General features: G+C 72.7%; 12 protein-coding genes. 6 read left to right on the forward strand and 6 right to left on the reverse strand.

The features are described from left to right. Positions 1–270: 270 nt before the first annotated feature. Positions 271–1,431, reverse strand: a complete 1,161-nt coding sequence (locus VFZ92_RS13250; protein WP_330876187.1) for a helix-turn-helix domain-containing protein — start codon at positions 1,429–1,431, stop codon at positions 271–273. Positions 1,432–1,531: 100 nt separating this feature from the next. On the opposite strand from VFZ92_RS13250, the gene VFZ92_RS13255 reads away from it, so the two are divergent. Beyond that, on the forward strand, positions 1,532–2,392 hold the full coding sequence (locus tag VFZ92_RS13255) for an SGNH/GDSL hydrolase family protein (protein WP_414719890.1): 861 nt from the start codon (positions 1,532–1,534) through the stop codon (positions 2,390–2,392). Here VFZ92_RS13255 and VFZ92_RS13260 read toward each other — a convergent pair. Then, positions 2,356–3,249 carry an NAD(P)-dependent oxidoreductase gene (locus tag VFZ92_RS13260; RefSeq protein ID WP_330876189.1) on the reverse strand — a complete coding sequence of 298 codons (894 nt, stop codon included), beginning with the start codon at positions 3,247–3,249 and terminating at the stop codon, positions 2,356–2,358. The two genes, VFZ92_RS13255 and VFZ92_RS13260, sit on opposite strands and share 37 nt — an antisense overlap. Positions 3,250–3,328: 79 nt before the next feature. Here VFZ92_RS13260 and VFZ92_RS13265 point away from each other — a divergent pair, with 79 nt between their 5' ends. Together VFZ92_RS13265 and VFZ92_RS13270 are read left to right on the forward strand one after the other, a co-directional pair. Next, complete coding sequence (locus VFZ92_RS13265; protein ID WP_330876190.1) at positions 3,329–3,514, forward strand: hypothetical protein; 186 nt, start codon at positions 3,329–3,331, stop codon at positions 3,512–3,514. Between the two features lie 110 nt (positions 3,515–3,624). After that, the gene (locus VFZ92_RS13270) at positions 3,625–5,910 is read left to right on the forward strand and encodes a HelD family protein (protein WP_330876191.1); all 2,286 of its coding nucleotides are present in this window, start codon (positions 3,625–3,627) and stop codon (positions 5,908–5,910) included. 508 nt (positions 5,911–6,418) lie between these two features. On the opposite strand, the gene VFZ92_RS13275 is transcribed toward VFZ92_RS13270, so the two are convergent. The 4 genes from VFZ92_RS13275 to VFZ92_RS13290 form a co-directional block, all read right to left on the reverse strand. Beyond that, complete coding sequence (locus VFZ92_RS13275; RefSeq protein ID WP_330876192.1) at positions 6,419–6,760, reverse strand: CrcB family protein; 342 nt, start codon at positions 6,758–6,760, stop codon at positions 6,419–6,421. Then, complete coding sequence (locus VFZ92_RS13280) at positions 6,757–7,110, reverse strand: CrcB family protein (RefSeq protein ID WP_330876193.1); 354 nt, start codon at positions 7,108–7,110, stop codon at positions 6,757–6,759. Before VFZ92_RS13280 ends, VFZ92_RS13275 begins: the two co-directional genes overlap by 4 nt. Before the next feature lie 19 nt (positions 7,111–7,129). Continuing rightward, on the reverse strand, positions 7,130–7,555 hold the full coding sequence (locus VFZ92_RS13285) for an SgcJ/EcaC family oxidoreductase (protein WP_330876194.1): 426 nt from the start codon (positions 7,553–7,555) through the stop codon (positions 7,130–7,132). A 113-nt stretch (positions 7,556–7,668) separates the two neighbouring features. Further along, on the reverse strand, positions 7,669–8,100 hold the full coding sequence (locus VFZ92_RS13290) for a MarR family winged helix-turn-helix transcriptional regulator (protein WP_330876195.1): 432 nt from the start codon (positions 8,098–8,100) through the stop codon (positions 7,669–7,671). A gap of 53 nt (positions 8,101–8,153) precedes the next feature. Between VFZ92_RS13290 and VFZ92_RS13295 the strand changes: the two genes are divergently transcribed. The 3 genes from VFZ92_RS13295 to VFZ92_RS13305 all read left to right on the forward strand — a co-directional run bounded on the left by VFZ92_RS13295 (position 8,154) and on the right by VFZ92_RS13305 (position 12,173). Further along, a complete protein-coding gene (locus VFZ92_RS13295) occupies positions 8,154–9,533 on the forward strand; it encodes an MFS transporter (protein ID WP_330876196.1) in 1,380 nt (459 codons plus the stop codon). 169 nt (positions 9,534–9,702) lie between these two features. After that, complete coding sequence (locus VFZ92_RS13300) at positions 9,703–10,041, forward strand: SAM-dependent methyltransferase (protein WP_414719891.1); 339 nt, start codon at positions 9,703–9,705, stop codon at positions 10,039–10,041. Positions 10,042–10,076: 35 nt separating this feature from the next. After that, positions 10,077–12,173, forward strand: a complete 2,097-nt coding sequence (locus tag VFZ92_RS13305; protein ID WP_330876197.1) for a putative bifunctional diguanylate cyclase/phosphodiesterase — start codon at positions 10,077–10,079, stop codon at positions 12,171–12,173. Positions 12,174–12,176 lie beyond the last annotated feature (3 nt).

Raw genomic sequence — 12,176 nt, forward strand, 5'->3', positions numbered from 1 at the left:
TGAACGGCCCACCCACACACCGCACGGTGATGCCAAGCCCGATGAACGGCCCGACCACCCGACGCACAGCGACGCCGAGCCCGGTGAACGGCCCGGCCACAACCAGCGCCTACCCCGCGTCAACAGCCGCCAACACCGCCACGACCGGACCGTTCACCAACCCAGCCGACCACCCACCCGACCACAACCGCGCCGACCACCCGCCCGACCACAAACCCGTCGACCACAAACCCGTCGACCACCTACCCGACCACCCCCCGACAGCCCCGCCTACCCACCCGCCCCCAACACCCTCCGAGCCGCCAAAGCCGCCCCGATGTGCTGGAGGTCGGCAGGCCGGGCCGGGTCGAGGCCGGTCAGCGCGACCACCCTCCGCAGCCGGTAGTCGACGGTGTTCGGGTGCAGGTGCAGGCGGGCCGCGGTGCGGCGGCGGTTCAGGTCTTCCGCCAGGTACAGCTCCAGCGTCGGCAGCAGGTCCGGGTTGTCCGACAGGGGGTCCAGCAGGGCGGCCAGCGCGGTGGTGGCGGGGGTGGTCCGGCCAAGCTGGTACTCCAGCAGCACGTCCTCCAGCCGGTACGCCCCCGGCGGGCGGCCGAGGCGGAGCGCGGTGTCGAGCACGTCGCGGGTCTGCCGGTGCGCCGACGGGAGGTCGGCGGTGTCGGCGACGGCGAAGGCGGCGGTGACCGCGACCCCGGCCGCGGCACCGAGTCGCTCGACCAGCGCGGGCACCGGGTGGTCGGCGGGCAGCAGGACGACGCCGCCGTGGACGTCCAGCAGGTGCGGGGCGTTGTGCAGCTCGTCCTGCACCCGCCGCAGCGCGCGCCGCGCGGAGATCGCGGCGTCGACGCCCTCGTCGGGACGGTCGCCGAGGGACAGGACGACCACGGCGTACCGGTCCAGGACGCGGTCGGCGACGGGGTCGCCCGCCAGCAGTGCCGTGACCAGGGCGTGGCGGGCGTCCCGTTCGTGGCCGAAGATCGTCTGCTGCTCCTCGGCGTAGGCGGTGGCGACGACCGAGGTGGCGGTCTGCTGGAACCGGAACACCAGGTCGGTGGCCGTCAGCACGTCGGCGAGGTCGTCGGGGCGCGCGTCGTCGAGCAGCGCGTGCCACAGGGCGCGGACGCCGAGGCTGTACGCGGTGAGGACGGCGCCGAGCGGCACGCCCTCGGCGGCGCGGCGGGCTGCGGACGCGGCGAGGTCGCCGAGGTCGGCCTCGGTGGGCGGGACGCCGGTGCGCAGCATCCGCTCCACGATCCGCAGGTTGGTGGCGGTGATGCGGGTGATGTCGCCGTCCAGCTCCTCGCGCGGCAGGGACTGGTAGAGCGGGATCTCGGCGACGAACCGGGCCACCAGGTCGCGGGCGATGGACCGGGCGCGCACGAGTTGTTCGTGCAGCGGACGACCGTTCACGGTGAGCTTGTGATCCGTCACAAGTACCTCGATCGGGGTTTGCGTGAACTCCCAGCGGCGGCGAGCGGCAACAACCCACATCATGTCATCCAAGCCAGTCCGTGACACTCAGGAGATGACCATGCGCAGGCTGCTACCAGTGCTGTTGGCGGCGTTGTCGATCACAGCGGTGACCGGCACGGCGTCCGCCGCGCCGCGCTTCACCGAGTACGTCGCCCTCGGCGACTCGGCGGCGGCCGGGCCGCTGATCCCCGACCAGGACCTGGTGCACCCCGGCTGCCTGCGGTCGTCGCGGAACTGGCCGAGCGTGCTGGCGTCGTCCCTCGGCGTCGGGCAGTTCCGCGACGTCACGTGCTCGGCGGCCGTCGCGGACGACTTCGAGGGCAGCCAGACGACGTTCCTGGGCGCGGTGCCGCCGCAGTTCGACGCGCTCACCCCGACGACCGACCTGGTGTCGGTGACCATCGGCGGCAACGACATCGGCCTGGTCGGCGCGGCGCTCGGGTGCGTCAACCTGCTGCCCGAGCCCGTCGGCGTCTCGTGCGAGGCGCGGCTGACCGCGGGCGGCGTCGACCAGCTCGCGGCGAAGGTGGACGCGTTCGCGCCGGAGTTCGCCGCCGTGCTGGACGGCATCCACGCGCGGTCGCCCCTGGCGAAGATCGTGGTCGTCGGGTACGGCACGTACATCCGGCCCGGCGGGTGCTACCCGGCGCAGCCGCTGTGGGGCCGCGACTCCGACTACATCCAGGCGAGCATCAACCGGCTGAACGCCGCGTTCGCGGCCGAGGCGCGGGCGCACGGGGCGACCTTCGTGGACATCGCGCCGCCGAGCGTGGGCCACGACGTGTGCGCGCCGGTCGCCGACCGCTGGTTCGAGGGCCTGGTGCCGACGACGGTCGCCGCTCCCCTGCACCCGAACCGGAACGGCATGGCGGCCATCGGCGACTACCTGGCGGACGCCTTGTCCGACAGCGTCTCGTAGACCTGGTAGACGCCGCTGTGGTCGTCGTCGCCGAACCCGAGTGCGCACATCGCCGAGTACATCTGCTCGACGGTGGCCGTCACCGGTAGCGGCACGCCGACCTCGCGGCCCGCCTCGACCGCGAACACCAGGTCCTTCAGCTGGTTCACCGCGCGACCGCCGGGGGTGAAGTCGTGCGAGAGCCACCTGTCCTTCTTCACGTCGAGCACCCGGCTGCCCGCGAGCCCGCCCTGGAGGACCTCCACGACGACGGCCGGGTCGAGCCCGCCCTTGACGGCCAGCGCGAGCGCCTCGGACACGGCGGTGAGCGTGGCCGCGACGACGATCTGGTTGCACGCCTTGGCCAGCTGGCCCGCGCCGAGCGGGCCGAGGTGGCGGACGGTCGTGCCGAGCACGGCGAAGTACGGCCGCAGCCGCAGCACGTCGTCGGCGTGGCCGCCGACCATGATGCTCAGCGTCGCCGCGTCCGCCCCGACGTCGCCGCCGCTGACCGGCGCGTCGACCAGCCGGACGTCGGGCAGCCGGTCGCCGAGGTCGCGGATCGCGGCGGGCGACACGGTGCCCATCACGACCAGCAGCGGCCGGTCGACGCCCGCCCTCCGCCAGCCCGCGAGGAGCCCGTCCTCACCCGCGAGGACCTCGACCACCTCGGGGAGGTCCGGCAGGACCGTGAGCACGACGGGCAGCGCGGCCTCGGCGGGGGTGGCGGCGGCGACGGCCCCGGCGCTCCTGGCTTCGCCGTCGCGGCCGGGCGTGCGGTTCCAGACGGTCACCGGGAAGCCCGCGCGGGCGAGGTTGCGGGCCATCGGCAGGCCCATGGCTCCCATGCCCAGCACGGCGATCGGGTCTTGGCGCATCTGGGCATCCTGGCCCGGTCCACTCGGGTCGGCAACGGCTGCGACATCCGATGACGGGTGGTTCCTAAGATGGGTGACCATGAGCGTGGAGCGGCTGCGGAGGCACCCCGGCCACCGGGGGCTCCGGCTTTCCGGGCGGGTGGGGCGCGTCAGCACGGCGGTGAGCGGGGTCGGCCTGCTGTTCGGGGGATTGACAGCGGCCGAGCGGGACCAGTTGGCTGAGCTGTTGCCGGAGGCGTGCGCGCACCACGAGGCGCCGCGCTGAAGTGGTGTTCTGGGGTGTAGATTAGATGTTCTGCGCGCGCACTCTGGGGGCACGCAGAATAGTCAGGCAAAAACCTGACCACAGAGGACGGTAACGAGAAATGAGGCACGTTGTCAAGCCCCTCCGATGACCTCCGGCTCCGGGAAATCTCCTCGGAGCAGGAGTACGTGTCGATGCTCTACGGCAGGCTGGACGACCTCCGCGAGCAGAGCTCGAAGCGACTGGCGGGCGCGCTGCGGCAAACCGGTGGCACGCACCAGATGCGCTCGGAGCGGGACACCTCCGTCGCCATGTACTCGGACCAGCTCGCCCAGTACAGCGCGGTGGAGAACGGTCTCTGCTTCGGCAGGCTGGACTTCCACGAGGGCGAGCGGTTCTACATCGGCCGCATCGGCCTGTTCGACGAGGACAAGGAGTACGAGCCGCTCCTGATGGACTGGCGCGCCCCGGCGGCGCGGCCGTTCTACCTGGCGACCGCCGCGTCGCCGGACGGCGTGCGCAGGCGCAGGCACATGCGCACCAAGCAGCGCACCGTCGTGGCGTACGACGACGAGGTCCTGGACATCAACTCGACCGAGCCGAGCCGCAACGAGGGCCTGACCGGCGAGGCGACGCTGCTCGCCGCGGTGAACGCGAACCGCACCGGGCAGATGAGCGACATCGTCGCGACCATCCAGGCCGAGCAGGACCGGATCATCCGCACCGAGCTGAACGGCGTCGTCGTCGTGCAGGGCGGCCCCGGCACCGGCAAGACGGCCGTCGCGCTGCACCGCGCCGCGTACCTGCTGTACACGCACCGCAGGCAGCTCGCGAAGCGCGGCGTGCTCGTGGTCGGGCCGAACGCGACGTTCCTGCGCTACATCGGCCAGGTGCTGCCGTCGCTCGGCGAGACCGGCGTGCTGCTGTCGACCGTGGGCGAGCTGTACCCCGGTCTGACCGCCGTCGGCCGCGAGCCCGTCGAGGTGGCCGCGATCAAGGGCCGCCTCCAGATGGCGGACGTCGTCGCGCACGCGATCAAGGACCGGCAGGAGGCGCCCGGTCTGGTCGAGATCCCGTTCGAGCAGGACACCCTGCGCATCGACCGGCGGGCGATCACCGAGGCCCGCGGCCGGGCGAGGCGCACCCGCAGGCCGCACAACGAGGCCAGGCGCACGTTCGTCCGCGAGATGATCTCCACGATGGCGAACCAGGCCGTCAACAAGCTCGGCAGGCACCTGCTCGACGCCGACGACATCGACGAGATCCGCCGCGAGCTGCGCGAGGACGAGAACGTGCAGCGGGCGCTGGCCGAGCTGTGGCCGACGCTCACCCCGCAGCAGCTGCTCAGCGACCTGTTCTCCTCGGCGAAGCGGCTGTCGGCCGCCGCGCCGCGGATGAGCAAGGAGGACCGGGCGCTGCTGCTGCGCCCCGCGGACGCCGAGTGGACCCCCGCCGACGTGCCGCTGCTGGACGAGGCCGCCGAGCTGCTCGGCGAGGACGACGCGGACGCCAAGGCGAAGGCGGAGCGCCAGCGCAGGCAGGCGGTCGACTACGCGCAGGGCGTGCTGGACATCCTCGACCTGGAGGACGACGCCGACCCCGAGATCCTGATGGCGCAGGACCTGATGGACGCCTACCGGCTGGCCGAGCGGCACGGCGGCGAGACCTACGAGACCGCGGCCGAGCGCGCGGCGGCCGACCGGACGTGGACGTTCGGGCACATCATCATCGACGAGGCGCAGGAGCTGTCGGCGATGGCGTGGCGCACGCTGATGCGCCGCTGCCCCAGCAAGTCGATGACCGTCGTGGGCGACATCGCCCAGACCGGCGACATCGCGGGCGCGACCTCGTGGAGCCAGGTCCTGTCGCCGTACGTGATGGACCGCTGGAAGCTCACCGAGCTGACCGTCAACTACCGCACCCCGTCGGAGATCATGGCCGTCGCCGCCGACGTCCTGGCGAGCGTCGACCCGGACCTCGTGCCGCCGACGTCGGTGCGCGACAGCGGTGTCGAGCCGTGGCACGCGCGGGTGGACGACCTGGTGGCCGACCTGCCCGCGCTGGTCGCGCGCGAGTCCGCCGAGATCGGTGAGGGCAAGCTCGCGGTGATCGTGCCGCTGGCCAGGCTGGCCGAACTGGGCGACGCCGTCACGGCGGGCGTGCCCGGCTCGGCCGTCGGCAACCAGTCCTCGGCCCTGGACTCGCGGGCCGTGGTGCTCAGCGTCCTGGACGCGAAGGGCCTGGAGTTCGACGCGGTCGTGGTCGTCGACCCGGCCGGGATCCTCGCCGAGTCGCCGCGCGGTGCCAGCGACCTCTACGTCGGTCTGACCCGCGCCACGCAGCGGCTCGGTGTCGTGCACACCGACGAGCTGCCCGAGGTGCTGAGCAGGCTGAAGGACGCGCCGGTCCCAGCGTGAGAAAAAGGGCTGTCGAGGCCACCGCAGAGGGGTGGTGGCCTCGACAGCCCGATGTGGTTTGTTAAAGAACTCACGAGATCAGCAATGCGGAATCCGGTTGCGTGGACCGGAAACAATAACGCTGTCAGCGGATGACACCGTTATCACATCCCGCCCGCGAAGCCTCGCTCCAGGGCAGGGAGCTGGGTCTTCACGGTCGAACACGGTGCGTGCACCTATTGCACCGTCTGAGTCATAATCAAACGCCTTTCGTCTGACAATCTAATCTTCCACCCGGCCCCCGGCGTTAGCCAAGAAATGTCGTAACTATCATTGAGCCAAGTGGACCAACGCATTGACCGGGTCGGACTGGTGGAGCCACCGCAGAGGGTGGTGGCCCCATCAGCCGCCGAGTGCACCCCCTGGAGCGGGCTCGTCCGATCAACGAGCGAGCGCCGAGGTGGATTCGCCGCGGGACCCCGCCCGGTTCGATTCGTGATGTTCTCGTGAGGGAGTTGCGCCGGTCGGGCTAACGGAGCAGAGCCGCCAGGCCCAAACCGGCGTAGGCGGCGGCGAGACCGAGCACGAGCGAGACCACGACGTTGCGCAGCGCGGCACGGCGCTCGCCCGCCTCGAACAGCACCAGCGTGTCCAGGCTGAACGTCGAGTAGGTCGTCAGGGCGCCGCAGAACCCCGTGCCCAGCACGGCCAGCGCGGTGCCGCTCGCGGGCAGCGCGATCAGGAACCCGAGCAGCAGCGAGCCCGCGACGTTGACGAGCAGGGTCCCGCGCGGACCGGGGAAGGCACGGCCCACCAGGTAGCGCAGCGGCGCACCCGCGGCGGCGCCCGCGGCGACCAGCAGCGCCGTCACCCGCGCACCCGCCTGGCCAGCGCGGAGCCCGCGGACACGGCCACCACGGCGGGCAGCAGCGTGCCGAAGAGGTAGAGCAGGGCGACCGAGGGCCGCCCGTCGTCGAGGAACCGCTGGAGGTCGACGACGTAGGTGGAGAACGTCGTGTACCCGCCGAGGAACCCGGTGCCGAGGAACGCCCTCGGCAGGGGCGCGTCGGTGACGGCGGCGAGCACGCCGATGAGGAAGCAGCCCGACACGTTGACGGCCAGGGTCGTCCACGGGCCGTGCGGGAGGACCACGCCGAGCCCGTAGCGGGCCAGCGCGCCGAGGACACCGCCGCACGCGACGGCTCCGAGGAGTCGGGTCAAGCGCGGTCCTCCCGAACGGTCAGGCCTTCTCGGGCAGCTCCGAGGAGTGGTGGGTCACGATCATCCACCTGCCGTCGATCTTCTCGTAGACGAACGTGTAGCGGGCGTCGACGTGCTCGGTGCCGCCGTTCCTCTTCAGCGTGAAGCGGCAGATGCCCGAGTCGATGGCCTCCGTCGAGCGGAGCACGCGCACGTACGACTTCAGCACGACGCCGAGGGGCCGCAGCTCCTGGAACCGCGCGAAGTAGTCCACGATGCCCGCGCGGTCCGTGCGGACCTCGTTCGACAGCGTGGGCAGCAGCACGGCGTCCGGCGTGTACCGGTCGGCGACCTTGTGCGGGTCCCCGGTGGCGAGCGCGGCGTTCCACTCCCCGTACAGCGCGGCGATCTCCCCCACGGCGGGCCAGTAGGTGATGGTGCGGGTGGTGTCCAGCAGTTCGCTCATGGCGGTTCTCCCCGAGACCTGAGGAAGTGACTCCGTCCACTGTCGACGCGAAGAGCGCCGAGGACATCCCCTAGCCTGCGCCGGAGCACCCCAGGAATCGGGTAGGGGTGGTTTCAGCGCAGGTGGTCCACCAGGTGGTCGAGCGCGGTCAGCGCGCGGACCACGTCGGCGCGCTCGCCCTCGTCGAGCTTGTCCAGCGCGTCGCCGATGCGCTTCTCGTGCGCGCTCTGCCACACGGCGAGCTGCTCGTGGCCCTGCTCGGTCACCGACAGCCTGGCCACGCGGCGGTCGGTCGGGTCGCCCGCGCGGGACACGAGGCCGGACTCGATGAGCTGGCCGACGAGCCCGCTGACCGTGTTGGGCGCGAGGCGCAGCTCGGCCGCCAGGTCGCCCACCCGCATGGGCGGCCGTTCGGCGAGCGTCTGGAGCAGCTCGATCTGGGCCATGGGCAGCGATTCCCACGGCCAGTCCGACCTGATGCTCGTCCGCAACGCCCTGCGCAGCCGGGTCACCACGTCGGTGAGCGTCCGGGCCTCATCTGACATGCGGTGCAGGTTACTGACCGCGATAGCTCTGACTCCGATATGATCGGAAGCAGATGGATCAGTCTGCGCGCGGGTGGCGGTGGTTCGTCGCGGAGTCGCCTCGTCCGCGACGGGTCGCGACCTGGGTGGGCGCGCCCTGGCTGGTGATCGGGACGGTCTGCTTCGGCGCGTTCATGGGCCAGTTCGACGCGAGCATCGTCACGCTCGCCCTCCCGCCGCTCGCCACGCACTTCGACGTCTCGCCCGCCGCCGTCGAGTGGGTGTCGCTGTCCTACCTGCTGGCGCTGGTCGCGCTGCTGGCCGCCGTCGGCGGGCTGGCGGACGTGCTCGGCCGCAAGCTCGTCTACGTCTACGGGTTCGCCGTGTTCACCGCGGCCTCGGTCGGCTGCGCCCTCGCGCCGGACCTGGCGGCGCTGGTCGTGTTCCGGGTCGTGCAGGGCCTCGGCGCCGCGATGCTCCAGGCGAACAGCGTGGCGCTGGTCGTGGCGAGCGTGCCGCGCGAGCGGATGCGGACGGCGCTGGGCGTGCAGGCGGCGGCGCAGGCGCTCGGGCTGGCGCTGGGGCCGACGGTCGGCGGCGTGCTCGTGGCGGCGCTGGGCTGGCGGTCGGTGTTCGCGATCAACGTGCCGATCGGTGTGGTCGCGATGGTGGCGGGCCACTACCTGCTGCCGCGCACGGTCGACCGCGCCGAGCGCTCCCGGTTCGACCTGCTCGGCACGCTCCTGCTGGCCGCGACCACGACGGCCGCGCTGCTGGCCCTGTCGGGGGCGTCGGGGCTGGCCGTGCCGGTGCTGCCGCTGCTGGCGGGCGCGGTGGCCGCCGGGGTGCTGCTGTGGTGGTGGGAGCGGCGGGTGGCCGTGCCGCTGCTGGACCTCGCGCTGCTGCGCACCGCGCCGGTCGGCCGGGGGCTGTTCGGCGCGCTCTGCGGCTACCTCGTGCTCTTCGGGCCGCTCGTCGCGGTGCCGTTCGCCGCCACCGGGTCGCCGCTGGCGACCGGCCTGGCGCTCACCGCGCTGCCCGCGGGGTTCGCGGTCGCGGCGACGCTCGGCCAGCGGCTGCTCCCCCGCTCGTGGACGTCCGCGCGGGTGGGGGCGTGGCTGGCCGCCGCGGCGGCGCTCCTGCCCGCCGTCGCGCCCGCCGCGCTCGTGCCCGCGCTGGCGCTGCTGGGTTTCGGGCTCGGCGTGTTCACGCCCGCCAACAACGCGGGGGTGATGGCCGCGCTCCCGCCGGGCCGGGCCGGGCTGGGCGGTGGGCTGGTGAACACGACCAGGGGCCTCGGCACGGCGCTGGGCATCGCGATCAGCACGTACGTGCTGCACACCGGGGGCGGTCAGGCGCTGCGGACGACGTTCGCCGTGCTGGCGGTGGTCGCGGTCGCCTGCGCCCTGTCGACACCGGCCCTCCGGAGCGGGAACGGCACCCGCACTCGGTAGCTCCAACGGCCTCGACCGCTCCGGGGAGGCGCGCGGTGGAACTGGCGAACCGGGTACCGGCGGGCGCCGATCCCGGTCTCCCCAGCGCCGCCCGCCTCCACGACTACCCGCTCGGCGGCTCGCGGCGGCGCCCGCCACCGGCCTGCTGGACCCCGCCGAGCCGCTCGGGCTGCTCGCGGTCGGCGTGCTGCACCTCGTGCCGCCCGAGGGCGACCCGCACGGCGTGCTCGGCGTCTACCGCGACGCGGTCGCCGGTGGGAGCATCCTCGCGGTGTCGCACGCGACGGCGGACTTGCAGCCCGAGGAGATGGCCGGGATCGTCGAGGTCGTGAGCAGGAGCTCCCACCCCGTGTTCCCGCGCTCCCACGCGGGGATCAGCGGTCTGTTCGCCGGGTTCGACGTGGTCGACCCCGGCGTCGTGCCGCTGCCGCTGTGGCGGCCGGAGAGGGTCGCCGACGACGACCCGACGAGGGCCGGGCTCTACGCGCGCGTCGGCCGCGAGGGGTGACGCGCGCACCCCCTGGCAGCACGAGGACGAGGAGCATGACAGCGCAGGAGCCACCGCCCAGGACCCGTCGGCAGGAACTGGCCCGCGAGTGGGTGGAGGCCGTCTACTCCACGACGTACGTGCCGATGTCCTCCACCGAGATCGAGCTGTACCTGCTCGACCTGGTGGACGTGGTCGTGGACGCCCTCCAGGCCGAGCCGTTCACCGCGGCGCCCGTCGCGGTCGTCGGCGACAGGATGGTGGCGGCCCACTTCACCGGCAGGCACACGTTGCAGCGCACCGTGGAGGTCCTCGGCCGCGCGCTGCTGTTCAGCCCGGAGCTGGGCGGCGTCGACCGGCGGGCGGAGAAGGTCGTCGCGATCCTCGGCACCGTCGGCGCGCGGTACGCGACCGCGCTGCGGCTCGACGCGCTCGACCAGCAGGAGGAGATCAAGTGGGCGCTCCTCCGGGCGAAGCGGGGCGTCGAGCGCACGCTCGAACTGAGCGAGGCCCGGTTCCGCGAGGTGTTCGACTCCTCCGCGGTGGGCATCGTGATCACCGGGCTGGACGGCACCGTCGTCGAGGCGAACGACGCCATGGCGACCATCCTGGGCGGTGACCGCTCCCTGATCGGCCGGTCGCTGCCCGCGCGCTTCCACCCGGAGGACGCCGAGCTGCTGATCGGGTCCTACCGCCGGGTGAGCGAGGGCGTGGTGGACCGCTTCCGCGAGCAGCGCAGGCTGATCAGGGCCGACGGCGAGCCCGCGTGGGTGCTCCTGGCCGTCTCGCTGCTGCGCGACGCCGACGGCGAGCCCGCCTACCACGTGACGATGGTCGAGGACGTCAGCGAACTGCACCTGATGCGGAAGAACCTGGACTTCCTGCTGCTGCACGACTCCCTCACCGGCCTGTCGAACCGGCAGCACTTCATCACCCAGCTCGAAGCGGTGCACAACCGCTCCGAGCGCGGGATCACGCTCTACCACCTCGACCTGGACTCGTTCTCATTGATCAACAACGGCCTCGGCCACGCGGCCGGTGACCGGCTGCTCAAGCAGACCGCGCACCGGCTGGCCGCCGTCGTCGAGGGCGAGGAGACCGTGGTGGCGCGGATCGGCGGCGACGAGTTCGCCATCGTGGTCGACAACTCGGCGACCACGCCCGGTGTCACCACGATGATCGACATGATCAACGACGAGCTGGCGGAGCCGGTGTTCATCGACGACCGCGGCGTCGCGCTCACCGCCACCATCGGCGTGCTGGACCGCCCGTCGCGCGACTGGTCCGTCGGCGAGCTGCTGCGCGCGGCGAACACGACGCTGCACCGGGCGAAGGCGAAGGGCAAGCGGCAGTGGCTGCCCTACGACCCGCACGAGGACTCGCGGCACCGGACGTGGGCCGACGTGGCCGCGTCGATGCCCGGCGCGCTGGAGAACGGCGAGATCGAGGTCGACTTCCAGCCCGTCGTCGCGCTGGCCGACCGCACGGTCGTCGGCGTGGCCGCGCAGCTGCGCTGGGGCACTCGGGGGCACCGCCAGTGCCTCGAACTGGCGGAGGAGACCGGTCTGTCGCTGCCGGTCGGGCAGTGGGTGCTGCGCCACGCGGGTGAGCTGGTGGCCCGGTGGCGCGAGGACGCGGCCCTGGCCGCCGTGCCGCTGCACGTGTCGCTGGGCCCGATGCAGTCGCGCGACGAGGACCTCGTGGGCGCGGTGAAGCGGACGCTGGACGAGACGGGGCTGCCGGTGTCCGAAATGCGGATCTCGGTGAACACCCGCGCGGTGCTCACCGGGGGCGGCGACGACAACGTGCGGGTGCTGGCCGACGCCGGCATCACCACCGGCCTCAACGCCTTCCACGGCGGCCAGGACGAACTCGCGCTGCTGACCGAGCTGCCGATCGGGTCGGTCACCATCGCGGACGCGGACGTGCGCAGGCTGGCCGCCGGGCCGGACCGCGACTCCGTGCTGCACAACGCGATGACGGCGCTCGTGGCGGTCGTGCACCAGGCGGGCGTGGCGGTGGTGGCCACCGGGGTGGCGAGCGAGGACGAGGCCGCCTGGTGGGCGGGGATCGGCGCGGACGCCGCCCAGGGCGAGTTCTTCGCCCCTCCCCTGACCCCCGAGGAGGTCACCGGCCTGTTCGGGCGGAACTAGGAC

Source organism: Umezawaea sp. (assembly GCF_036375055.1).
Lineage (GTDB): Bacteria > Actinomycetota > Actinomycetes > Mycobacteriales > Pseudonocardiaceae > Umezawaea.